This window comes from Photorhabdus sp. RM323S, from assembly GCF_042879375.1.
Classification (GTDB): Bacteria; Pseudomonadota; Gammaproteobacteria; order Enterobacterales; family Enterobacteriaceae; genus Photorhabdus; species Photorhabdus tasmaniensis.
This window is the reverse complement of the sequence record NZ_JBHFKZ010000025.1, coordinates 20,640-42,334: the sequence shown is the minus strand read 5'-3', so window position 1 is coordinate 42,334 and position 21,695 is coordinate 20,640. Positions and strand designations below refer to the sequence as shown.

Sequence of the window (21,695 nt, the reverse complement as noted above, 5' to 3'; positions counted from 1 at the left end):
TTGTTCTAATTTTCAATAGCACCACTTTGTACTTTTCACGATTATCTACTACTATCATTGATAGTTTTATATTAGAGACAGAAAACCTGAAAATTGAATATATTACCTAAAAATTTTATCAACTGGGGCTATCATGCAAAAATCAACCATCCTAAGAATAGCCAGACCAACCGACAACTTAAATCAGATTGCCGACATGTACTGCCAAGGTTTAGGGTTTATTATTTTAGCTCAATTCGAAAATCATGAAAACTTTGATGGCATCATATTAGGACATCCAGATCATCCCTGGCATCTCGAATTTACACATCATCATGGTACAACAGCAGGCAGAGCCCCCACACAAGATAATTTACTGGCCTTCTATATATCAGACCATTCAGCGTGGTTACATCAAATATCGTTAATGGAAACCGCTGGTTTTATCGCTGTTCCTTCTTACAATCCATACTGGGATGTTAATGGTAAAACATTTGAAGATATTGATGGTTATCGGGTTGTGTTACAAAACACAGTATCCCCTGTTTAACTTTAAGCATACTTGCCTGATAACCAACCCGCATCTACCTTGTTTTACATTGTGAAATAACATAATCAAAACTCAGCTATTGACACTGAGTTTTGATATACTCCTGCAAGTATTTAGTTTGCTTTTCATTCTCAACAATCATTCTTCGGAGATCGAAATAATCTTGTTCAGCTGCCGGGTTAAATCGTGGGGTTCCTGCATGGCCCATGCTGCCAGAGGAACCGGTTTCGCTTTGATTACAGGTTGCCGCGATACGCAACCGGAGGCGGCCAGCGGCAACATCACCACGAAGAGCATCAATTTCAGATTTGGCATTGGCAAGTTCCTTTGTATATTGATTATCCAGTTCAGACAGGAGCTTTATCCTCTCTTGCTGACTGGCGATTTCATTCTGTTGCTCTAGCAACTCGCTCTGTAGCTGGACTGTCGTATCAAGCTGTTTAGTGTACTTACCGTAATAGTGATGAGCCACCAACGAGACAAGAACCAGTGCAACAAAGGTGTAACCATGTGAGTTAAACTTCATCATATCGCCCTACAAAAGTGAAAAGGCTTTATTAATGACCTCGTTGTTATAGGGCTGACTACCATTCTCTACGGTAATAATGGCCTTAATCAGTTTTGTCATAAATGCCTGATTAAACACATCAACAACCTGGTCGCAGGTAACATCGGTGTCTTTACACACACGATTAACATAACCCTCGGTATTATTCTCATTGGGAGGTGCCCAGCGTGAAATAATCCCCTTCACTGTTTTTAGACCATATTTCCGATTGTAATTATGTAAAATTTTAATCATTGCCCGAATACCATATTCAGGGCCGACAAACTGACAAAAAGCGTTATCGGTACGCTGTGTTCCAGGAACCAAACCTTGCCAGTCATCACCCCAACGGATATTGCCGGGGTTATTGTTTCGAATGCCTCTGCTCATCATTTACTCCTTCTACTTATTGCCTGTTTTGTTATTAACCACTTTTCTTAAGATCTGACCAAAATAGTCAGTGCCCAGATAACCAATAATGACACTGCTGATGTAAGCCAAATCCGTGCTCATACCAAAGAAATCCAACACATCACGAATAAACCAGGCAATCATGGCGCACATGATGGCATCCATAATTGTCGTCCAGAACTTACCTCCGTTATATCGACCTCTGAGATAAGCCATTGCAGCAGCCAGTGCCGCACCTATACCTTGCTCTTTGACTGACAGCAGCCATAACCATAGCTGCATCCAAATGTCAGGCTGTTTATCCATGTATTTCATCCTTTCTCCCATTGATACAATGGGAGTCCACAGGCTGCCGTGTAGCCTTAAATTTGAGTTAATAGGAATACTGCGAAATCAGTAGAATAAGAAAAGGCCACACATAGCGCAGCCTTAAATTTTGTAAGGTGATTACTTACATTTAGTATAATTCCGTGCTCATCAACAAACACCGGTTGTGTATCATTATGTATCATGGAGTGATAACAATTAATAGATATATAACTTATTAGTGTATTAACTATTCAAAAAATAATATCATCCTTGATAACTACTATTAATTTTTCTATAAAAATAAAATTTAAAATTCATTTTTTTAATTTTTTAGCATCGTATCCTTAAATTAAAAGTCAAGGCTCATTACTGTTCCTTTAATATAAGGTCTTTTAATAAGAGATTATAAATACCACGCTGGGTTTCTTTTCAGTGTTGTACGCAATTTACATTCAGAACATCGTAGTCACCAATTAATGAATTTATTTAAAAATAATATTAATTTACAACGTATAACAAACCATAACTCATGATAATTATGCACACCAGATAATAAATCTCTCAAAGCAATTTGACTGACAAAACGTTTCGCTAACAATATTTTTAAAGCAGGATCTTGTATCTTTTTTCTGTACAAAATAAAAAAACTTCCAACCTCTCTTATTGCATGACGATTAAGTGCTCTTCTTAACGAATATTTACCTTTAATTTCTTTTGATATTTTAATAATTGAATCAACTACAGTAATATAACTATCAGCTCTATGATACAATTTTTGAATTTCTCTTGATCGAGTTATTGATTTCAGATTATGTCGATAACAATACAATAACTCCTCACAAAAACCGATTCTATTCGCTATAAGTGACAAATTAATTGTCCATAAAATATCCTCATGAAGGGTATTTTCTTTAAATTTTAATTGGTTGTTTATAATCAGTTCTTTTTTAATAAGTTGTAACCAAACAAAATGTGGCCATTCTCTACATTTAACGCAATATTCTATCCACTCTTCACCCGTTAACACACGGCCATAAGGCTGTCTACGTGTTATTCTTTTATTTTCCTGTGAGAATGGCTCTTCTGTAAAACTCACGCCATTACCAATTAACACATCTAATCTTTGTTCAACAGCTTGATCAAGCCATTTCCTTAATATTTGTGGTTTTAGCCAATCATCACTATCAATAAATAAGATCCACTCTCCTAGCGCATACTTTATGCCATAATTCCTGGCTATTGAAACACCACTATTCTCTTGATTGAAGATTCTTATTCTATTATCTCTTTTTTTATATTCTTTGATTGCCGTCAAGCTATTATCAGTTGAACCATCATTAATAATGATGACTTCAAAATTAATATTTTCTTGCGAAGATATTGAGTCTAGCAAATAGACTATATTATTTTCATCATTAAAAATAGGTATAATAATAGTAATATCAAACTGAAACATATTTAATCCTTCTAATGAGTTAATTACTTTTATTTTCATGATGAAAATGTCCCTTTTCCTCGTTACTATTCGAAAACCATACAATATTTTAAGGGCTATTGGTAGATCAGATTAAACAATTTCACTGAAATAGTTAATAGTGAAGTATAAAAATGAAAAGAAAAAATAGAGAATTTACATGTTACTGTTTCATGTAATAATAGCCATAGCAATTCAATTTTATTAATCCAAGATAGATAAATCCGTAAATAAGATAGAGTAAATCTGGAATGATTAAACAGTCATACCTCTATCTGATGGACTCTACGGATCACATCGTTATCCACTATTAACGTTATTATCCTGGTCTTTCAGCATATCGGTTTTAGGTAAGAATATCTTATTTCCAGCCATCACTTTAATATGCATAAATACTCTGACACAAAAAAATAAAAAATCACCCTCATCGTTTGTAATATAAATATTGGGATAAGAATATAAGAAATCTGTCATGCTAGTCGGTAAACAATATCGTTCCTTAATCGATTTTACAGATATTGCAATGCCAACTATGATATATTTTATTTAGCCGTGACTGGATAAAAAACACATTAATTTGAAGGTAAAAAAGTCAAGTATAGCAAAGCGATAGGAATAATCAGGAAACAACAGCGGAATACATTATCAGAAAGATTATCCAATCTTTAATATAAGAATAGTGATTCATGCAATGTATTATTGCATAGATATTTAATATTTAAAATCAATTAAATCACATATTAGATAATGTAAATTAAATAGCCCAAGATATTGACTATTCAGGCTTATAAACATTCTGGATAACAAGGTAAAGGAGACAATTGCATTACAATTCTTTTTCCTGTCACGATTCGTTGTTGACTCTTTGCCTGTACCGCTCGTTTCCCATCCCAGCGCAGACGGGTTCTTAAAAACAACTCATCATGGGAAAATTGTGGATTTAAACGCATAGAAAAAGTGAGAGGTAACATATCTAAACGATAATTCATCTCACCCACTGTCAATACTTTTCCTTCAACAGCAGTAAGCAATGACAGCTCGACGTTTGCTGTTCTGGACAGAGAAATTGGCATGGTTACATCCCCTTCAATCAGTGGTGATGCTTCATTCTTGATTACCTCACTGACACACCCAGTAATCAGCAAACACAGCAATACTAGTCCTATTTTGGTCATAACAGACTAATTCTACGTTGTGATAACGGGGTGTACTGCCCATCCAGTAAGCGCTGTAACACTGTCTCATGTTCAGGCTCTATTACAAGGCCTCTACTCAGCACAGCAGAAAGCGGCTCATGAACGTTTTGCGGTACATGCCCAGGTATAACCCGGCGACCACAACAAAGATTATCATTCTCATCAGATACGTTTGTTAAACGAATAGGCAATGAATTATCAATTTTCATACTCGCATTCCCAGAGATGTACTCAGTTGAGAGTCAGTTGGAAGTTGAGCCTGCAATAACTCCAGCCAAAACTCGGCATGATCCAACATACTTGAGAGGCTCTCCTCAAAAGCAGCCAGATTCAGCCGACTGGCTGACATTTGCCGATAAAGCTGCACCATCAGAGTTGACTCATCAAAACCAAAGTGAAGATCAAACTGATACCAATGACGATTAAAACTGGCTAATTGACGGAAAATGCCTTCCCCGACAGCAGTGATATCAGCAACATCTACCTGTAAAACGAGTTGGTCACGTTCAGGAATTAAGATTAAAGAGAGGTTAAGATGCTCGTCAAAACAGAGAGCAGCTACACCTTCATGATTTAACGCTAAATGTGGCAAGGCAAATTTGGCAGCAAATTCAGCCAAAACTTGGTTGATGATAACTATCACATCCATGGATTACTCCCGCAGAGAAGGAAATCAGGCAAACTTGAAGCTACCGTGCGGTTAAGCAAGCGGGTTACTCCCGTAGAAAAGGGAGTTAGTTTACTACCATCATCTTTTATGCCTCTGTCACTCAAAGGCAGTTCTTTTAATAAAAAGGTCACTCCAGTGAGTGTAAACCAAGTGACAAATCATCAGTGAAGTGCTTTTTCTGTAACGCATTCTGCTCTATAAATGTCCTGCGAAGATGACTATTTCAAGGAGATACTATCGTGAGATAAGTTCTCTTGGTCATCTTAGTTTTATACTAGTCTTGGTAAATCAAAGCCCTGACCAAAAAACCAAAGCGTTATTAACAAGTTGAGCGCCCTTTTCTGGGCGCTCATGCTTACAATATCAACGTTTATCGGCTACCAGAATTACACCACACCAGCCGCCGCACGCCATGCCTGATTATAGCCCTGAGAGAGTTGTTGCAAAAGTTGCAAGACATCTTTCATGAATTCGATATTCGATGATATCTGATCTTGAATCTTTTGTTTTTCACTCTGGGCAATAGACGCATCGACTTCATGTTCCTTGGCTTTGGCCTGAGAAAGCCCCTGCTCTACCTGCACTGAACTATCAGACATCTTTCCTAAAGAGTTCATCACTGTGCTGAAGAGCTGCTGTTTACTATTGCGATTCTCAAAAATCAAAGTGAGAGATTTCAGAATATTCGCATCATTGAGTTGTGCTTTATCCCATACCTTACCAATTGCTGCCCGATCCATATCACTACTTTTACCTAACTGCTGCATCTTAATGTCGATAAATTCGTTACGGGCGGCAATATTATTTTCCAACGTTTTCTGCTGCTTAACCGCCTGGCTATTCTTAAAAGCAGAGAAACCACCTACCAGTGCTGATCCAAGCGACATCACACCTGAAACAACAGCCATAGCAATCATTAACTTAGCACCATGACGCATCTCATCCACTTGTGACTTCTGAGCATCAATAGTTGCTTTATTTTCAGTATCACGCTGCAAAATACCCAATTCACGCATCTTCTTGGCAATCTCAAAAAGTAGCGACAGCATATCCAGTGTATTACTCAATTCTTGCTTGACATTACCTAACCGGCTAAGATCAAGGCCCTGCTTCGGTGCAATCAAGTCAACTTTATCCATACGCCCAGCTTTTTCCTGCTGTTGGATAGCTGCTTCATGTGCTGTTGTCACCGAACTTTTATCAGTCACAATATAAACACTGTTATTGATCACCTGATGACTATTGATACTATTAATAGTTTCCATCTTTTTACTCCCTAAATTTCATGCGGTCGGCTGGCAAGATTGTTCATCATGTCACCCCTGGCATTGAGCATCTTGAAAACCATTTCCATTACATGCTGGAAAGATTCCACCATCTGGGATAGCTCTTCTTTAAGCTTATCCATAACAGCCTGGAATGCCGTCAACTCACTACGTGAAAGTTGCACATCTGCTTGTCGATTAGCCGATTTAGCCTGGAACGCAGAATTGGCAGTTTTAGCAACACCATTCGCTAGATCAACAGCCACGTCACCCACCTGCATACCCACTTTCACGCTACGAGCCATGGCATTAGTTGCTGTACCGGCGAATTTCGCAGAAAACTCTGCCGCCTTTACTGCCACCTTAGACGCGACCTCAACCGCAACTTTAGCCGCTACCTCAGCCACTTTACTGCCAACCTTAGGTGCCACTTCAGCCACTATTTTGCCCATCTTAGCGCCCATCTTGGCTATCGCTCCTACTGCTGAACCACCGAAACTAACCGCTGCTGCTGCCACAGCTATTATAACCTCAAGCGCAGTCATCACTGGCCCCAGCCACTTCATAGTTTCCTTGCTGATTAAACCGTCTTGAGCCGCTTGTTGCAGTGCCTGAGACACCACGCCCATTACTCCTCCGGCGATCAGCATAGCGCCTGCTACCGCACCGACCCCGGTAGCAACCATGATGGCTCCGACCACAATTGAAGCAATCGCACTGATCCAGCCGAAGATTTTGGAGAATAACCCGGATTTCTGCGCCTCTTTGGCAGCGTTTTCGGCTTCTTTGATCTTCTGCTGATTCTCATCCATTTTCTGCAAGCTTTCGTGGCGCGCCCGCTGGATATCCTGAATCTTAAGCTTCGTTTGATTACGTTCGATCTCGCTGGTCAGTTTACCTAGCTCAATTTCTATTTCCTCAAATGAGGATAGCGCCAGGGAGGACAACCGCGAAGTTTCTGTAAACTTTGTTGTCAGTTCTGCTATCAGCCCTGTTGTCTGCTTAGTATTTTGCATAACCGATGAAAGCAAACTAGCCACTTCCCCTTGTTGCTGAACACTAAGGCGAGCACTACTCCCTGTCGATGGCACCGATAATGCTGGTAATACTATCCTTTGTGATTTAGCTACATCAGGCGGCCCATTACCAGCCTGGCTAAACGTAACGCGATCCTCTCCTTTAGGGGGTGTAGTAATGGAGCTCCCACCAACCTGAAAAATTTCCCCTAATTGAGGAATCTGAGGTTTATTTACTATCGGATCCATTTTCCTGAGTCCTTTTTATTGTGATAGCTTCTAACATTGCACTAGAACTGGCAGCTAAAGCAGCCTGTTCCGGCAAAGCTGCCGCAAGCTGTTGGGCTGAGTAGAAGCCACTCTCAGCTCCATCAAGCTCTCCTAATTGCAGGAGACATTCGGCAGCATGAAATGGAAAACGGGGTTCATTAATATCAAGCATTGCTCCGTAGCTATAACTTTGAATTGCCTGTTCTAATTGCCCCATAGCCTGGCGGCATGCACCCAATCCAAGGAAGAACCGGGAGTCATAGTGATCCAACATGCATAAAGCCTGGAATATCTTATGCGCATCCTGCCATTTGCCTGACTGATACTGGTTGAACGCTAGCGAATAAAGCTGCTCAAGCGTACCACTGGAGACATCCTTCAGCATGGCAAGTGTGCCACCATCATTGAAAAAGGCTTCCAATTCTTGTTCATACTGGTCAGAAGTCGTAGGTGTTTCCTGGTGCTCCATAATCATTCCTTAAATTGCGCCGAGAATATTGCGCATAATGCTGTCGTATTTCTGGATAAAACGGTTCAACGCTTCAATAGCCGCGTTGTAACGGGAACTAACATCATTTAAACGCGTGGTTTTTTCCTGGACAGTATTGTTTAGTGGATTTACGCGATCGTTGACCGAAGTAGAAAAGTTGGCCAGTTTATTATTATCCTTGTCATATTCATACGAGGTCGCCAGACCACTCATAGCTCCACTTTGCTTGTTGGGGCTTTCTAAAAAGTCCTTAATGGAGAGGTTCCGTGATCCATTAGATATCTTGATTAGCAACTTATATTCAGCACTCTTCTCAAAAGTGGCCTCATCACTAAAACCATATTTCTTATAATCCAGCAAGTCGAAGGAACTAGTCTTATTAATCTCAAGCTTCCTATTAGCTGCTAATTTCGCATTAATCTCCGACTGAATAACACTGTAAACCTTTAGCTCCGCAGTCAATGCAGCCAACTCATCACGCAATTCAAGTCGTTTTTTATCATGACCTAACATGACAGAGGTAAATACTTCAATGACGTCATCATCAAGACGATCCGGCGTTAAATTAAAATGAACAGCAGCCAAGAAATCCCTTAATGTCCAGTCAGTTTTTAATGTCGGATTATTCAAGAAGGATTTAAGATTTTCGATCCCATTTTTTATTTGGCTATCGAAGTGACCACCCTTAACAACCGCATCCGCTGGCAGGAAATAGGCAATCAATTTTTTCAACAGCTCTTCATCGCCAGTAATAACCTTGCTCCCACCCGAATCATATTTCGCTTCAATCTTAATCCCCTTATCGAGAATAAGCTTAACCAAACTATCAAGCTCAGAAGATCCAGAACCTTGTAGTCTATCCAGCGAAACCTTATCCAGATCTGCTAAGAAAAGCTGTGGGTCATTTTGATATGGCCTAATTTCCATCTTTAAATCCTTATACAATAATGCCACGCATACGAGGTGGGCGGCGGAGACGCTTTCCCTCTTCCAGAGAGTGAGGATGGCTGCTTCGTAAGCGATTAACTTCTGTTAACAGCTCCTGCTCGGCATGCTGAACCAAAGAAGTATCAGCATGACCAAACAGCTCTGCTCCCACATTGGGATTGATGTCCAGAGACTGCCACATCTCTTGCAATAGTTTCAGCCTGTGATCACTGTCCCTAATAGCTGTTTCAGCAGCTTGCAGTACTTTGGCATTGGGTTCCTCTTGCATCAGTGACTCCTATAATAAAGACAGATATTGATTCTTCCTGTCAGAGTTAGACTTTTTTTTGTCGTTTTCTCATTTGATGTAACGATATAACGCGATTGGCCTCTAACTCGAACCAGCCCGGGGTTAACTCACTCGCTCCTGTCCAACGGAGATAAAAACGTGCCAGACGTTGATCATTAAGGGGTGAATCAGCCAAAGTGTTGACTTGACCATAAAGCCTGCTACCTGGTCCAAGCACTTCCATCGTTGCTGTTGCCAACAGATAAAGGGGAGCAAATGGATTAGCAAGTCCCCGGCGCTGCCGGGAACGACGTAACATGACGATCCAAACTCTCGGTGCATCATAGCGCCAAGCGATTTCACAATCTTCACACCACACGCGCCAGCCAAGAGGAATCGGGCTACTCCCCATACAATGAGGCTGCACCGAATAACCGCGCGCCTCAAACCAAGGAGTCAGTGGATCATGATTCATAGACAAACCCTACCAAGAGGCTGAATATTGATCTGTTGAGTTAACTCCTGATATGAAAGCACCGGCAAGCCGTGGTGATCACCTTCAATTAACTTGCGTACATAGCGACGAATATCCATTGATACGATCAACACCGGCTTATTCTGCATCTGCGTTAAATCACCTACCGTTTTTTTCATCTGTTCAAGGAAACTTTGCGTCACCGCCGGGTCCAGCGCCAAATAACTCCCAGCACTCGTCTGACGAATACCTCCCCGGATCTGCTCTTCTACCTGCTGATCTAATAAATAAGCGGGCAGGATGTTGTTACCATTAGCATACTTGTAACAGATGTAACGCTTGAGGCTGCTACGAATATATTCCGTCAACTGAACTACATCTTTCTCCTTTTGTCCCCATACCACCATAGCTTCGAGGATCGCACGTGTATTGCGAATAGAGATATCTTCTCCCACCAGCCGTTGCAGTATCTCAGTCATCCGTTGCAATGGGATGATGCGCATGGCCTCCTTAACCAACTCACCATAACTGCCCTCCATCTGCTCCAGAAGATAACGGGTCTCCTGCACACCAATAAAATCTTCAGCGTACTCCCGTAACACATGTGACAAATGCCAGGTGATCACCTGAGACATCGACAAAACAGCCATCCCAGACTTAGCTAAACGTTCCTGATGTGCTTCGGCTACCCACAACGTAGGTTGATTAGGTAACAGTGGTTCTCCTTCCTCATAAGGGATAGCCAACAATTCCAACTGACTGACTGGTTCCTGTACCAACAGATGTTCTGAACGCAGCCGACCACGGGCGACAGGTACCTCTTGTAGTTGGATCAAGTACTCCCCCTGCTTCATACCCTCATTAAAGCGTAAGTGGATACCTGGAAAAGGTACTCCCAAATCCAGATAGAGAGCGCGCCGTACCCGTATTAATTCATCGTTAAGCGAAATGGCTTCCAATTCAGCCTGTAATCCGGTATCCACATCAATAAGTAAAGGAACCGTCATCGCGAATTCCTCTTTCTCACTGAGCTTCCCGCCTTTGGCTTTACTGCCCATCTTAGGCTTAGATTTGGCTGCCGGGGCACCTGCCCCTTGGGCTAACAGGCTGGGAAGATCAGCTTGCTGACTCACGTTGACTTGCCGCTGACGCTGGAACAAAAAATAACCGCCACCGGTCACCACCAGCGCAAGCATAAAAAAGATTAATGTCGGGAATCCAGGAATAAGGCCAAACAACGCCAATAAAACACCACCAATCAACAACGCTTTTGGTTGAGCAATGATCTGTTCACCAATCTCATTACCCAGATCCGAAGAGTCTTCTGACGAAACACGGGTAACAATGATACCCGCCGTGATGGCAATCAGTAGTGCCGGTACCTGGGAAACCATGCCATCACCCACGGTCAAAATGGCGTAAAGCTGCAATGCATCAGAAGCAGACATCCCTTTCTGAGTGACGCCTATGGTTATCCCACCCAAGATGTTGACAAAGATGATGAGGAGACTGGCAATAGCATCACCTTTAACAAATTTCATCGCACCATCCATCGAACCAAACATCTGGCTCTCTTTCTCGATAGTGCTGCGTCTCTCCCTGGCTTCATTGACGTCGATAACGCCAGCACGCATATCTCCATCAATGCTCATCTGTTTGCCGGGCATAGCATCAAGAGAAAAACGCGCGCTAACCTCAGCCACACGTTCTGAACCTTTGGTGATGACGATAAATTGTACGATGGTGATGATCAAAAAGATCACTATCCCCACGATCAGGTTTCCACCAACTACGAAATTACCAAAGGTATAGACAATCTTCCCGGCGTCAGCCTGCAAGAGGATCATCCGGGTGGTACTGATTGAAAGCGCCAGACGAAACAGGGTTGTCACCAGCAATACCGCGGGGAAGGCAGAAAACTGCAAGGGGGAGTTTATATAAACCGCCATCATCATTAGTACGACAGAGATGGTTATATTAATGGCGATCAAAATGTCCAGCAGAAAAGGAGGAAGTGGCAGAATCATCATGAAGACAACTGCTAACAACAGTATTGCCAGCATAATATCTTTGCGCTCGCCGATCCGGCTTAATAACTCAAGCCCGCGATTCATCGTACAGTCCCTTGAGAGAGATAACGCTGATAAGCACTGCGTGCTTCTTCCAGGTTCCCTTCCTGTTGGCAGGCCCGGCTGACACAAAGCCAAAGAGCCTCACTTTGTTCTCCCTGATCCCGTAAGAGAGCACAATGTTCTTTCGCCATGCTCCCTTCTTGCAGTTTAAGTAATGAAACCACCAAAGCACGGCGTCCTTCCTGATGTTCAGGATGCAAAGCCAGTAGTGCATCCAATAAAATACGGGCTCGGTCAGGGTGACCGTACTGGAGTTGAAGCCAGCCGAGTAACAGCAAAGCACTTTGCTGTTTAGAACTTAAAGTCATGGTTATACCTTGTGCAACAGGTGCAGGGCCATTTGCAGCAACTGTTCATCTTGATTCATCTTTTCCAGCAGGGAAACAGCTTGCTGTACCTTGATGTCATCACCTTGTTGCAAAGTTGCACGCAAGCTACTGACAGCCTGACGGAAGTCATGGGGACGTAACAGAGAGTGAAACCCATCTTGTGGACAGGCAAAGGCCAACAAAGCCTGATCAGCTTTATTGGCTGGATAAAGACACGCAGAGTGAGTCTCAACGGATTGACCATCGGGCAATAACGTATAGCGATCAGGCAAGCCAACCCCTATTTCTTCCCGGCTGATCGCCGTCAGTTGCTCAATGCCTATATGGGCGGAGGCGATTCTGCTCACGAAGCGAGCACCTCACGTTGTACTCTTAGCAAAGAGCGAAATGCCTGATGCAGCAAAGGCAGCGTTATATGCCGTTCATCCAATGTCACAAACAACAACAAGCGATCTTCTCCCAACCAACCACAACGCAAGGGCAGTTCTGGCCCCTGACCGCTAAAGGTGAGTAACATTGCCTTAACCATTGCGTCTCTCCCCTGATGCCAGGGAATTTCATGGGCTAGCCAAAGCGTTAATGATCCACCATAACGTTCAATCTGTAACGTACCAGAATATTCAAAATCGATTTGGATCAAGGGACTGGCAGCATCAGACATCTCCATCCCCAAATCCTGACAAAACTGGAGCAATTGTGGCTCTATCCAGTTCATGATGCTCCCTCTCCTGACCACAATTCGTCTTCTTCTCTCTCAATTGCTGTATCAAGCGCCAGTTGACAAGAATTAAGCAAATTTTGCCGCTGTTCTTCATCACTGAACACCTCCACCGGAATCAATCGAATCAATCGCTTCAACTCCCGGTAGAAATGAATTTGAGTTTGGCTATTCTGCAATCCCAAAGCCTGACCGAGCATTTCAACATCCCGCACATTGGCCCAGCGTTTCTCAATCAGAGAAACGACATCACCCATAAGGTCAGAAGGCCCGTATGCCATGATTTTCCCCCTCTACCACGCTTTTCCATAACTGTTCAACCTGAACCGACAAACTGTTAAGCAAACGGAGCTTGTGCATGTCACTCATCACACGTTCCAGCTTAATGGGATCAAGTTGTCGCGGTTGGCTGTCCAGATCAGCGCTCAGGGCTTTCATGATGAATCCGGTCACTTCCATCAGGGAGCTGCTCTTGAAATTGGCCTGGATATCTCGCCAGGCCGCTGACAGCCCTTGATAATCCATAACGGCATCACGATAGATGTTACGCAATGCCTGCAAATTACCAACTCCATCTCTGGCTGCTGCCGTGGCATCAGGAGTAATGCGAGCTCCTAACTCGATAGCAATACCTTGCTCTTGCGCTAAACGTGACAACTCCTGCTCAACCAATGTCAATATGGCACGAGCTTCTGGCCTGCCTGCCAACGCATCACGGGCCTGACTCAGTGCATAGAATTGTTCACTCACCTCGCCAGAGAAACTTTCCAAATAAGCCTGTAACTGAGCAATATTAGTCAATTGGCTACTATTTAAATGAGAGATCAACGCTTTAACCTTTTGTTGACGCTCCAGATCCGGCACTTTCTGCAAGTATTCACCCACCAATGCCTCAATTTCCCGCACCCTGGCATGTCCATCGCTAACTTTACGTCTGGAGAGCGGCATATCCTTGCGTTCCGAAAATGCAAAAGTAAGCTCTTCGGCCGCGTCAGCAAAAGACTGGGATGCAGTAACCAATACCACTTTCTCTCCCTGAAACTGACCGACCCTGGCCTGCTCCTGTTGTGCTGTAATCCCGGCATCAGGTTCTGACAAAGTCATCGAATGAAGATGATTCTGGATAATATCCATAGCCTATCCTGTCATATCAGAGTTAATAATGGACAAATTATAAAGATACCGTCCCGGTGCCTATGCCAAAATCAGCCGTGAATTTTTAGCAAAATCCGCCATAACCTATCGCCAAGGATAGGATTCATCGTTATTTCCTCACTGAGGCTGATATAAGAGGCATCAAGCATAAGCAGCAACCCATGAACCGGGAAGCTTCACTGATCAAAGCTGGGAACAGCTACGCAAACTCCAACCATTTTCTAAAAACTCCCGACTCAGATTGCAATCCCTTCCCCTTTCCCTTCTTTATAGTACTCGCAGCAGAGGTTATATAAACGATCATGAAGCTTTCCCTTGACCATATTCCCGGCCAAATGCGCCATGCTATTAATGAATGTCGACTCATTCAGATTCGCGGCAGGGTTACTCAAGTCACGGGTACATTACTTAAGGCTGTCATCCCCGGTGTGCGGATAGGTGAACTTTGTCATTTACGCAATCCTGACAATACACTATCCCTCCTGGCAGAGGTGATTGGGTTCCAACAACATCAAGCCCTGTTGACACCTCTTGGCGAAATGTTTGGTATCTCTTCAAATACTGAAGTGAGCCCAACCGGAGCCATGCATCAGGTTGGCGTAGGTGATTACCTGTTAGGACAAATCCTTGACGGACTGGGTAATCCTTTTTCCGGCGGACAGTTGCCGGAACCACAAGCTTTGTATCCGGTTTATCGGGATGCTCCGGCACCCATGAGTCGCAAACGGATTGAGCACCCACTCTCACTCGGCGTGCGGGCTATTGACGGCTTGCTAACCTGTGGTGAAGGTCAGCGTATGGGAATTTTTGCCGCGGCGGGCGGTGGTAAAAGTACGCTGTTATCTACGTTGATTCGTAACGCTGAAGTTGATGTTACTGTGCTGGCACTCATTGGTGAACGTGGCCGCGAAGTGCGGGAATTTATCGAATCGGATCTGGGCGAAGAAGGGCTGAAACGTTCAGTGTTGGTAGTCGCTACCTCAGATCGTCCAGCGATGGAGAGGGCTAAGGCTGGATTTGTGGCGACCTCAATCGCTGAATACTTCCGTGATCAAGGCAAACGTGTTCTCCTGCTGATGGACTCCGTGACCCGTTTCGCCCGCGCACAACGAGAAATAGGTCTGGCTGCCGGCGAACCGCCAACCCGACGAGGTTACCCACCGTCAGTCTTCGCGGCGTTACCACGGTTAATGGAACGTGCCGGTCAATCTGACAAAGGATCAATTACCGCCCTTTACACTGTATTAGTGGAAGGAGATGACATGACAGAACCCGTAGCGGATGAGACCCGTTCGATCCTTGATGGTCACATTATTTTGTCACGCAAGCTGGCTGCGGCTAACCATTATCCAGCTATTGATGTGTTACGTTCCGCCAGTAGGGTGATGAACCAGATTATCACTCCTGAACACTTGGCTCAGGCTGGTTTGTTACGTCATTGGCTGGCTAAGTATGAAGAAGTTGAGCTTTTGTTGCAGATCGGAGAATACAAGAAGGGGCAAGATCCCGTTGCTGACAATGCCATTGCACACATTGAAGCAATACGTAGCTGGTTACGCCAAGGCACTCATGAAACAAGTGATTTGCCGCAAACTTTAGCGCTCTTGCAGCAGATAACGAAACAATGATTAACCGTTTACAACGTATAAAAGCACTACGTGTTGAACGCGCTGAACGACATTTTTCCCTGCAACAAATGAAACTTCAAACGACGCGTCAACACCATCAACAAGCTTTGCAAGCCTCGCAAGATTACTGTCAATGGCGAATAGAAGAAGAGCAACGGCTTTTTAAACTGTGTCAAGGCCAACCCATTGACTGCAAAGGTCTTGAACGCTGGCAACAACAAGTTGCCCTGTTACGCGAAAATGAAGCGCAGCTAGAAAAGGAAGTCGCTGAAATGGCCGAAAAAGTGGAACTGGAACTGCGTCAACTAAAAGAATGCCAACGTGTACTGCACCACGCACGTCAGCAGCAGGAAAAATTTAACGAATTGGGCCGCCAGGAACAAGAGGCGATCCGTGTCCAAAACGAATACCAGGAAGAGCGGGAACAAGAAGAGTTCCATCGCCAACAAGAAAGAGTGTAAAACAGAAAAGCATGAACCCACTGACAGCTATCGGCAAAGGTGTCCCCTCACTCCCAACGTCCCCCACAGCGGCAGACACAGATTTGCAGCGCCGTTTCGAGCAGGCTATCGCCTCTCACGCCACCAATACGCGCCAGTCAACAACACGGCGGATGGATCAACCATTAACCGACACGACCAGAAATAGCAAAACAGCGGATCTACATTCCACACATGACGCAAATGACGTAAATGAGGAACTTTCGCTATTCGACCCCACACACAAGGCAACTGATGACCCGCGCAGACACGCCTTACCCCAGACATACCATAGCACCTGTTCTTTTTCACATAAGAGAAAAGAGAACCAAGCTAACCTAGAGCAAAAAAAAGAGTCCCAGGAACATGATATAAGGACAAACTCTCTGGCGACGCCTGACCTCCCAGTACACACTCCCAATCTTGAGCCGGCCAACATGACACCTGCGGTTGTGCCTCATCCATTACCAAGCCAATATGTACCCGTACTACCTCAAAATCAGAAGAAAAGCTTATTGCCCTCTGTTGATCGTCTCAATGAGATCGCTATCGAGATAAAAAAGTCTCTGTCAGCACCCGCTATCCTTGCGCGCCAGCCAGACCTGAACACCCTTGCCTCTAACCTAAAATCGGTTGATATCATGCCCTCTGTTGCGGTCTATCCTGACACAACAGCTATTCCTGCACAGAAAGACGCAAACGATGAACCAGTATATTATGCAGTGGCGCAAACAACGCCCGGCATATCCAGATCTCAGCAAAATACACAAGAACAAGACATCCTTCCCCGCCAGCAGGCAGGTCTGGTTTTCCCTGTTCCCCATGTTAATGAAATCAGCATCACGGAAAAAAAGATCCTTACTGAAATCGAGACATACCATTTATTGGCATCAAAGCCAAAAGAGTCTGACATTCAGCCCTCCTATCCTGGTGAATTAGACGGGAAAATGCCCTTCTTTCCACAAACACAGCTCCTCCCAGGCGAGCGCATACTCGCTACAATGCAAGCAACTTCAACCATTTCCCCACTTTTGGAGGCGCTAATCGATAAATTGAGCGTGGAGATCAGTATCGAACTAACACGGCAGCAACGTCCGCCAACATTACATCTGACACTCCCTAACCTGGGTGCTCTTGAGATTCAACTAACCAATGAGAATGGCAAACTTCAAATAGAGATTTTGGCGAACCCGGCAGCTCAACAACAACTGAAGCAGGCACGCTTTGAGCTGCTTGAACGTCTACAGCTTCTTTATCCAACACAAACTGTCGAACTCTCTCTCCCATCTCAAACGGATAGCGAGCACGGATCACGCCAGCGTCGCAGCGTATATGAAGAATGGAAAAATGATGCATGAATAGCCTGTCCCTACCCAAAGTCTCATTGGAAGAATTGACTCTGCGTCAAACCCTGAGCCGTCATCAGCAACAATTTAGCTGGGCTAATGGTCATCTCACTCTGGATATCGTTTCTCCTCCCCAAACGCTGGACAAGGTGCTGATCGCCCACTGGAAGGGACATACTTTCTCTTTTTACTGCCATGCAACCGAGCTGGCTCTGTGGCTCGCCCCTGATCTACAACAAGCAGATCTGGCCTCACTCCCTCAGGATCTGTTGCTGGCACTGATGGAATACCAAAGCAAAACACTACCAAATCTGTCATGGTCTGCGCTGAGAACCATATCAGAACTCTCTTTATCGGCCTGCTTATTACTACGCCTTGAGCGGCCAGGTGCCACATTACCACTCTGGTTACCAGAATCCTCGCCCTTATTTGCCATATTGCCAAAACGTCAACCAAACGAGTACTTGCCCATTCCATTACAACTGTCTCTGCAATGGGGAGCAATAAACCTGACTTTAGACGAGTTTCATACCCTGGAACCAGGGGACGTACTGCTACTGTCCCCACAGCAACAGCCAGATGCTTCTCTGTTAGCACATCTGGAAGGGCGACCTTGGGCCTACTTTAAATACCATGAACAGAAACTGGAGTTAATCACTATGCACACACTCTCTCCTGACACTCCTGACAGTACACCGGTAACGGACTTAAACAGCCTGGAGGTTCATGTCAGTTTCGAGGTTGGTCGTCAGACCTTGGATTTACATATGCTTACCAGTCTGCAACCCGGTTCATTACTCGATCTTGGTGTTCCACCAGACGGTGAAGTACGTATTCTCGTCAATCAGAAATGCCTTGGTTCAGGGCGGCTGGTAGATATTCAGGGGCGTCTGGGTGTAAAAGTTGAACATCTCTTTACGGAGAAACAATCATGATCCAACTACCAAACGAGTTGGATCTTATCATCGGGCTGGCCTTACTGGCTCTGCTCCCCTTTATTGCGGTGATGGCCACCTCTTTCCTCAAATTGGCAGTGGTATTTTCTTTGCTGCGTAACGCCTTGGGAGTACAACAAATCCCACCCAACATGGCTATGTATGGATTGGCGATTATCCTCACTATCTATGTCATGGCCCCAGTGGGTTTCGCTACTCAAGATTATCTGCGCCAGAATGAAGTTTCATTCAGTAACGCTGAATCGGTAGAAAAATTTATGGAAGAAGGTGTAGCACCTTACCGGAACTTTCTCAAACAACATATTAAGCCCAGTGAGCGCACTTTCTTTATCGATAGCACCCGACAGATTTGGCCAAGCCAATATGCGGACCGGCTGGAACCAGATAGCCTGCTGATCCTGCTGCCAGCCTTTACAGTCAGTGAATTAACCCGAGCTTTTGAAATTGGGTTTCTTCTTTATCTGCCGTTTATTGCGATCGATCTCATTATTTCTAACATCCTGCTCGCAATGGGGATGATGATGGTTTCCCCTATGACCATCTCTCTTCCTTTCAAGTTACTGCTATTTGTCCTGCTTGATGGCTGGACACGCCTGACACACGGCCTTGTCATCAGTTATGGAGCCTGAATATGAGTAATGCTGATATTCTGCATTTTACCAGCCAATCGCTCTGGCTAGTGTTAATTCTTTCCCTGCCACCGGTATTGATGGCCGCCGCAGTGGGAACATTGGTCTCATTGATCCAGGCACTTACCCAAATACAAGAACAAACGCTGGGTTTTGTCATTAAATTAATTGCTGTCATTATCACCCTGTTCGCTACGGCTACCTGGCTTGGCAACGAGCTCTACAGCTTCGCCAACATGGCCTTTCTCAAGGTGCCACTGATCAAATGACCCTACCAGAGCTCCAGCAACAAATCCTTGCTTATACCCTGCTGTTACCCCGCATTATGAGCTGTTTTGTGATATTTCCTGTACTCAGCAAACAGATGCTGGGCGGTGGACTGATCCGTAACGGTGTGGCTTGCTCACTGGCCCTCTACGTTTATCCAACAGTAGCAGGTAACCCGCTGCCAACATTTGGTAGCCTGGAATTGACGCTGTTGCTTGGTAAGGAAGTCTTGCTTGGTCTGCTAATCGGCTTTATCGCTTCTATTCCATTTTGGGCAATGGAAGCCACCGGCTTTATTATCGATAACCAACGGGGAGCAACAATGGCTTCGGTACTTAACCCCTCTCTGGGAAGCCAAACTTCACCCACAGGTCTGCTATTGACTCAAACTCTGATCACGCTTTTTTTCTCCGGCGGCGCTTTTCTTAGTCTGCTTGGTGCCCTATACCAGAGTTATAACAGTTGGCCGGTAGCGCAATTTTTCCCCCATATTACCAGCCAGTGGATCAGTTTTTTCTATGGTCAGTTCAGCTATCTACTGCAACTTTGTATCCTGATGGCAGCCCCTTTATTAATCGCTATGTTCCTGGCCGAGTTCGGGCTGGCACTGATTAGCCGTTTCGCTCCATCTCTCAACGTTTTCGTATTGGCGATGCCGATCAAGAGCGCAATTGCCAGCCTGTTACTGGTTATCTATATCCGATTACTGATGCATCATGCTTATGATAAGGTGTTGTTAACGCTTTCTCCTGTACGCATGTTAATTCCTGTCCTGGAGGCACCATGAGTGGAGAAAAGACGGAACAGCCTACACCCAAGAAACTCAGAGATGCTCGAAAAAAGGGCCAGGTAACCAAAAGCAATGAAGTAGTATCGACCTCCTTAATCCTGGGGCTGATCGGTATGATCATGGTCATGTCCGAATACTATTTGGAACATCTGAGTAAATTGATGCTGATCCCGGCTAGTCTGCTGGAGAAACCCTTTCCCCAAGCCTTCAATCATGTCGTTGAAAACCTGATGCAGGAGCTGGTCTATCTCTGTCTGCCAATTCTGAGCGTTTCCGCTTTGCTATCGTTAGCATCACACCTTGTCCAATACGGCTTCTTGTTGAGTGGGAATTCTATCAAGCCTGATATCAAAAAGATCAATCCTGTTGAAGGGGCCAAAAGAATCTTCTCTATCAAGAGTTTGGTGGAATTCATCAAATCAATACTCAAAGTGACGCTGCTCTGCATCCTGGTCTGGGTTACCTTGGAAGGTAATCTACAGGCGTTGCTGTACCTGCCGGAGTGTGGGACAAGATGTATTACCCCTGTGCTCGGTATGATGTTAACCCAGCTAATGACCGTATGTGGCATCGGGTTTATTGTCATTTCTATTGCCGATTATGCCTTCGAACACTACCAACATATCAAGCAGCTCAGAATGAGCAAAGACGAGATCAAGCGCGAATATAAAGAGAGTGAAGGCAGCCCGGAGATCAAAAGCAAGCGACGCCAATTTCACCAAGAATTACAATCAAGCAATATGCGCGCCAGCGTCAAGAATTCATCAGTGATTGTCGCCAATCCAACTCATATTGCCGTCGGTATCCGCTACAAGAAAGGAGAGACACCTTTACCTCTTATTACGCTCAAGTTCACTAATGCGCAGGCCCTGCAAGTCCGGCGTATTGCCGAAGAGGAAGGTATTCCAGTATTACAGCGAATACCTCTTGCACGGGCACTTTATCAGGATGGCCTCATCGATAACTATATCCCTGCTGATCTCATTCAAGCCACCGCAGAAGTTTTACGCTGGCTAGAACAGTGGCAAGATCGCTCTCCTGAATCGTAACCTGCTCTCAACAAATAGACGTTTCTCAGGTGTAAAATGCGATTTGTTGGCAATACCATAAGCCAATGTTTGCTATATTTCGATTATTGTCGATGGCTTCGTTTCTTAATTTCATTACGACCAAATCACATAATTGTAACAAATTTAAGATAAATAAAGATGACTGCTAATAGCTAATCATTCCTTAAACGATATTATAATAAACAATCCAATTCAGTTTGGTTGATTCTTTCTTGTTATCGATTGATAAAATCGTTCAAACCAGATTTGAATTTCTTATCAAGTGATCTACTATTATGCGTGTATGCGTAGGTCATTTGAGCTATTAGATTTCAATACACTGACTTCT

28 protein-coding genes are annotated in these 21,695 nt (G+C 44.3%); 9 read left to right on the top strand and 19 right to left on the bottom strand.

Going from position 1 to position 21,695, the window contains the following annotated elements:
- The first annotated feature begins 133 nt into the window (after positions 1–133).
- Positions 134–529 carry a VOC family protein gene (locus tag ACGF7G_RS12100; RefSeq protein ID WP_387465772.1) on the top strand — a complete coding sequence of 132 codons (396 nt, stop codon included), beginning with the start codon at positions 134–136 and terminating at the stop codon, positions 527–529.
- A gap of 76 nt (positions 530–605) precedes the next feature.
- Here the strand turns inward: ACGF7G_RS12100 and ACGF7G_RS12095 are convergent, their stop codons facing one another.
- The 19 genes from ACGF7G_RS12095 to sctW all read right to left on the bottom strand — a co-directional run bounded on the left by ACGF7G_RS12095 (position 606) and on the right by sctW (position 14,181).
- A complete protein-coding gene (locus ACGF7G_RS12095) occupies positions 606–1,055 on the bottom strand; it encodes a lysis protein (protein WP_387465770.1) in 450 nt (149 codons plus the stop codon).
- Between the two features lie 9 nt (positions 1,056–1,064).
- Positions 1,065–1,466 carry a structural protein gene (locus ACGF7G_RS12090; RefSeq protein ID WP_387465769.1) on the bottom strand — a complete coding sequence of 134 codons (402 nt, stop codon included), beginning with the start codon at positions 1,464–1,466 and terminating at the stop codon, positions 1,065–1,067.
- 12 nt (positions 1,467–1,478) lie between these two features.
- Complete coding sequence (locus ACGF7G_RS12085; RefSeq protein ID WP_387465767.1) at positions 1,479–1,802, bottom strand: phage holin, lambda family; 324 nt, start codon at positions 1,800–1,802, stop codon at positions 1,479–1,481.
- A 460-nt stretch (positions 1,803–2,262) separates the two neighbouring features.
- Positions 2,263–3,291: a glycosyltransferase gene (locus ACGF7G_RS12080; RefSeq protein ID WP_387465765.1), complete on the bottom strand. Its 1,029-nt coding sequence runs from the start codon at positions 3,289–3,291 to the stop codon at positions 2,263–2,265.
- 764 nt (positions 3,292–4,055) lie between these two features.
- Complete coding sequence (locus tag ACGF7G_RS12075; RefSeq protein ID WP_387465763.1) at positions 4,056–4,445, bottom strand: YscW family type III secretion system pilotin; 390 nt, start codon at positions 4,443–4,445, stop codon at positions 4,056–4,058.
- Positions 4,442–4,675 (bottom strand): T3SS regulon translocated regulator ExsE family protein, encoded by a 234-nt coding sequence (locus tag ACGF7G_RS12070; protein WP_133815329.1) that lies wholly within the window; start codon positions 4,673–4,675, stop codon positions 4,442–4,444. The genes ACGF7G_RS12075 and ACGF7G_RS12070 overlap by 4 nt, the downstream gene beginning before the upstream one ends.
- Entirely contained in the window at positions 4,672–5,115 is a 444-nt protein-coding gene (locus ACGF7G_RS12065) for a type III secretion system chaperone (protein WP_387465761.1), read from the bottom strand. Before ACGF7G_RS12065 ends, ACGF7G_RS12070 begins: the two co-directional genes overlap by 4 nt.
- 407 nt (positions 5,116–5,522) lie before the next feature.
- Positions 5,523–6,401, bottom strand: coding sequence for a YopD family type III secretion system translocon subunit (locus ACGF7G_RS12060; RefSeq protein ID WP_387465759.1), 879 nt, complete (start codon positions 6,399–6,401; stop codon positions 5,523–5,525).
- Between the two features lie 11 nt (positions 6,402–6,412).
- The gene (sctE, locus tag ACGF7G_RS12055; protein WP_387465757.1) at positions 6,413–7,666 is read right to left on the bottom strand and encodes a type III secretion system translocon subunit SctE; all 1,254 of its coding nucleotides are present in this window, start codon (positions 7,664–7,666) and stop codon (positions 6,413–6,415) included.
- Positions 7,647–8,156 (bottom strand): SycD/LcrH family type III secretion system chaperone, encoded by a 510-nt coding sequence (locus tag ACGF7G_RS12050; protein ID WP_387465755.1) that lies wholly within the window; start codon positions 8,154–8,156, stop codon positions 7,647–7,649. Before ACGF7G_RS12050 ends, sctE begins: the two co-directional genes overlap by 20 nt.
- A gap of 9 nt (positions 8,157–8,165) precedes the next feature.
- Positions 8,166–9,104, bottom strand: coding sequence for a virulence-associated V antigen (locus ACGF7G_RS12045; RefSeq protein ID WP_387465753.1), 939 nt, complete (start codon positions 9,102–9,104; stop codon positions 8,166–8,168).
- A 10-nt stretch (positions 9,105–9,114) separates the two neighbouring features.
- Complete coding sequence (locus tag ACGF7G_RS12040; RefSeq protein WP_387465752.1) at positions 9,115–9,393, bottom strand: LcrG family type III secretion system chaperone; 279 nt, start codon at positions 9,391–9,393, stop codon at positions 9,115–9,117.
- Positions 9,394–9,439: 46 nt separating this feature from the next.
- Positions 9,440–9,868 (bottom strand): LcrR family type III secretion system chaperone, encoded by a 429-nt coding sequence (locus tag ACGF7G_RS12035; RefSeq protein WP_133815322.1) that lies wholly within the window; start codon positions 9,866–9,868, stop codon positions 9,440–9,442.
- Positions 9,865–11,982 carry a type III secretion system export apparatus subunit SctV gene (sctV, locus tag ACGF7G_RS12030; RefSeq protein WP_387465749.1) on the bottom strand — a complete coding sequence of 706 codons (2,118 nt, stop codon included), beginning with the start codon at positions 11,980–11,982 and terminating at the stop codon, positions 9,865–9,867. The genes ACGF7G_RS12035 and sctV overlap by 4 nt, the downstream gene beginning before the upstream one ends.
- A complete protein-coding gene (sctY, locus tag ACGF7G_RS12025) occupies positions 11,979–12,308 on the bottom strand; it encodes a type III secretion system chaperone SctY (protein WP_387465747.1) in 330 nt (109 codons plus the stop codon). The genes sctV and sctY overlap by 4 nt, the downstream gene beginning before the upstream one ends.
- Before the next feature lie 2 nt (positions 12,309–12,310).
- Complete coding sequence (gene sctX / locus ACGF7G_RS12020) at positions 12,311–12,676, bottom strand: YscX family type III secretion system protein SctX (protein ID WP_387465746.1); 366 nt, start codon at positions 12,674–12,676, stop codon at positions 12,311–12,313.
- The gene (gene sycN, locus ACGF7G_RS12015; protein WP_133815318.1) at positions 12,673–13,044 is read right to left on the bottom strand and encodes a type III secretion chaperone SycN; all 372 of its coding nucleotides are present in this window, start codon (positions 13,042–13,044) and stop codon (positions 12,673–12,675) included. The genes sctX and sycN overlap by 4 nt, the downstream gene beginning before the upstream one ends.
- The gene (locus ACGF7G_RS12010) at positions 13,041–13,328 is read right to left on the bottom strand and encodes a TyeA family type III secretion system gatekeeper subunit (protein WP_133815317.1); all 288 of its coding nucleotides are present in this window, start codon (positions 13,326–13,328) and stop codon (positions 13,041–13,043) included. The genes sycN and ACGF7G_RS12010 overlap by 4 nt, the downstream gene beginning before the upstream one ends.
- The gene (gene sctW / locus ACGF7G_RS12005) at positions 13,309–14,181 is read right to left on the bottom strand and encodes a type III secretion system gatekeeper subunit SctW (protein ID WP_133815316.1); all 873 of its coding nucleotides are present in this window, start codon (positions 14,179–14,181) and stop codon (positions 13,309–13,311) included. The genes ACGF7G_RS12010 and sctW overlap by 20 nt, the downstream gene beginning before the upstream one ends.
- A 323-nt stretch (positions 14,182–14,504) precedes the next feature.
- Here sctW and sctN point away from each other — a divergent pair, with 323 nt between their 5' ends.
- The 8 genes from sctN to sctU are packed head-to-tail and all read left to right on the top strand — an operon-like array spanning position 14,505 to position 21,346.
- Positions 14,505–15,830, top strand: coding sequence for a type III secretion system ATPase SctN (sctN, locus tag ACGF7G_RS12000; protein WP_133815315.1), 1,326 nt, complete (start codon positions 14,505–14,507; stop codon positions 15,828–15,830).
- Positions 15,827–16,291: a type III secretion protein gene (locus ACGF7G_RS11995; RefSeq protein ID WP_387465743.1), complete on the top strand. Its 465-nt coding sequence runs from the start codon at positions 15,827–15,829 to the stop codon at positions 16,289–16,291. The genes sctN and ACGF7G_RS11995 overlap by 4 nt, the downstream gene beginning before the upstream one ends.
- A gap of 11 nt (positions 16,292–16,302) precedes the next feature.
- Positions 16,303–17,667: a type III secretion system needle length determinant gene (locus tag ACGF7G_RS11990; RefSeq protein ID WP_387465741.1), complete on the top strand. Its 1,365-nt coding sequence runs from the start codon at positions 16,303–16,305 to the stop codon at positions 17,665–17,667.
- Positions 17,664–18,590 carry a type III secretion system cytoplasmic ring protein SctQ gene (gene sctQ / locus ACGF7G_RS11985; protein WP_387465739.1) on the top strand — a complete coding sequence of 309 codons (927 nt, stop codon included), beginning with the start codon at positions 17,664–17,666 and terminating at the stop codon, positions 18,588–18,590. The genes ACGF7G_RS11990 and sctQ overlap by 4 nt, the downstream gene beginning before the upstream one ends.
- Entirely contained in the window at positions 18,587–19,240 is a 654-nt protein-coding gene (gene sctR, locus ACGF7G_RS11980; RefSeq protein WP_387465737.1) for a type III secretion system export apparatus subunit SctR, read from the top strand. The genes sctQ and sctR overlap by 4 nt, the downstream gene beginning before the upstream one ends.
- Before the next feature lie 2 nt (positions 19,241–19,242).
- Complete coding sequence (gene sctS / locus ACGF7G_RS11975; RefSeq protein WP_021323784.1) at positions 19,243–19,509, top strand: type III secretion system export apparatus subunit SctS; 267 nt, start codon at positions 19,243–19,245, stop codon at positions 19,507–19,509.
- Entirely contained in the window at positions 19,506–20,294 is a 789-nt protein-coding gene (sctT, locus tag ACGF7G_RS11970; RefSeq protein ID WP_387465735.1) for a type III secretion system export apparatus subunit SctT, read from the top strand. Before sctS ends, sctT begins: the two co-directional genes overlap by 4 nt.
- The gene (gene sctU / locus ACGF7G_RS11965) at positions 20,291–21,346 is read left to right on the top strand and encodes a type III secretion system export apparatus subunit SctU (protein ID WP_387465733.1); all 1,056 of its coding nucleotides are present in this window, start codon (positions 20,291–20,293) and stop codon (positions 21,344–21,346) included. The genes sctT and sctU overlap by 4 nt, the downstream gene beginning before the upstream one ends.
- Positions 21,347–21,695: the final 349 nt, after the last annotated feature.

Bases quoted from the DNA above. Each gene is read 5' to 3' on its own strand.
- ACGF7G_RS12090 (WP_387465769.1), bottom strand. From the start codon at position 1,466: ATGAGCAGAGGCATTCGAAACAATAACCCCGGCAATATCCGTTGGGGT.
- sctQ (WP_387465739.1), top strand. From the start codon at position 17,664: ATGAATAGCCTGTCCCTACCCAAAGTCTCATTGGAAGAATTGACTCTG.
- ACGF7G_RS12050 (WP_387465755.1), bottom strand. From the start codon at position 8,156: ATGGAGCACCAGGAAACACCTACGACTTCTGACCAGTATGAACAAGAA.
- ACGF7G_RS12095 (WP_387465770.1), bottom strand. From the start codon at position 1,055: ATGAAGTTTAACTCACATGGTTACACCTTTGTTGCACTGGTTCTTGTC.
- ACGF7G_RS12085 (WP_387465767.1), bottom strand. From the start codon at position 1,802: ATGAAATACATGGATAAACAGCCTGACATTTGGATGCAGCTATGGTTA.
- sctU (WP_387465733.1), top strand. From the start codon at position 20,291: ATGAGTGGAGAAAAGACGGAACAGCCTACACCCAAGAAACTCAGAGAT.
- sctT (WP_387465735.1), top strand. From the start codon at position 19,506: ATGACCCTACCAGAGCTCCAGCAACAAATCCTTGCTTATACCCTGCTG.
- ACGF7G_RS12045 (WP_387465753.1), bottom strand. From the start codon at position 9,104: ATGGAAATTAGGCCATATCAAAATGACCCACAGCTTTTCTTAGCAGAT.
- ACGF7G_RS12080 (WP_387465765.1), bottom strand. From the start codon at position 3,291: ATGAAAATAAAAGTAATTAACTCATTAGAAGGATTAAATATGTTTCAG.
- sctR (WP_387465737.1), top strand. From the start codon at position 18,587: ATGATCCAACTACCAAACGAGTTGGATCTTATCATCGGGCTGGCCTTA.
- sctN (WP_133815315.1), top strand. From the start codon at position 14,505: ATGAAGCTTTCCCTTGACCATATTCCCGGCCAAATGCGCCATGCTATT.
- ACGF7G_RS12075 (WP_387465763.1), bottom strand. From the start codon at position 4,445: ATGACCAAAATAGGACTAGTATTGCTGTGTTTGCTGATTACTGGGTGT.
- sctS (WP_021323784.1), top strand. From the start codon at position 19,243: ATGAGTAATGCTGATATTCTGCATTTTACCAGCCAATCGCTCTGGCTA.
- ACGF7G_RS12060 (WP_387465759.1), bottom strand. From the start codon at position 6,401: ATGGAAACTATTAATAGTATCAATAGTCATCAGGTGATCAATAACAGT.
- sctW (WP_133815316.1), bottom strand. From the start codon at position 14,181: ATGGATATTATCCAGAATCATCTTCATTCGATGACTTTGTCAGAACCT.
- ACGF7G_RS12035 (WP_133815322.1), bottom strand. From the start codon at position 9,868: ATGAATCATGATCCACTGACTCCTTGGTTTGAGGCGCGCGGTTATTCG.
- sctV (WP_387465749.1), bottom strand. From the start codon at position 11,982: ATGAATCGCGGGCTTGAGTTATTAAGCCGGATCGGCGAGCGCAAAGAT.
- ACGF7G_RS12040 (WP_387465752.1), bottom strand. From the start codon at position 9,393: ATGCAAGAGGAACCCAATGCCAAAGTACTGCAAGCTGCTGAAACAGCT.
- ACGF7G_RS12010 (WP_133815317.1), bottom strand. From the start codon at position 13,328: ATGGCATACGGGCCTTCTGACCTTATGGGTGATGTCGTTTCTCTGATT.
- ACGF7G_RS12065 (WP_387465761.1), bottom strand. From the start codon at position 5,115: ATGGATGTGATAGTTATCATCAACCAAGTTTTGGCTGAATTTGCTGCC.
- sctE (WP_387465757.1), bottom strand. From the start codon at position 7,666: ATGGATCCGATAGTAAATAAACCTCAGATTCCTCAATTAGGGGAAATT.
- sctY (WP_387465747.1), bottom strand. From the start codon at position 12,308: ATGACTTTAAGTTCTAAACAGCAAAGTGCTTTGCTGTTACTCGGCTGG.
- ACGF7G_RS12070 (WP_133815329.1), bottom strand. From the start codon at position 4,675: ATGAAAATTGATAATTCATTGCCTATTCGTTTAACAAACGTATCTGAT.
- ACGF7G_RS11990 (WP_387465741.1), top strand. From the start codon at position 16,303: ATGAACCCACTGACAGCTATCGGCAAAGGTGTCCCCTCACTCCCAACG.
- ACGF7G_RS12100 (WP_387465772.1), top strand. From the start codon at position 134: ATGCAAAAATCAACCATCCTAAGAATAGCCAGACCAACCGACAACTTA.
- ACGF7G_RS11995 (WP_387465743.1), top strand. From the start codon at position 15,827: ATGATTAACCGTTTACAACGTATAAAAGCACTACGTGTTGAACGCGCT.
- sycN (WP_133815318.1), bottom strand. From the start codon at position 13,044: ATGAACTGGATAGAGCCACAATTGCTCCAGTTTTGTCAGGATTTGGGG.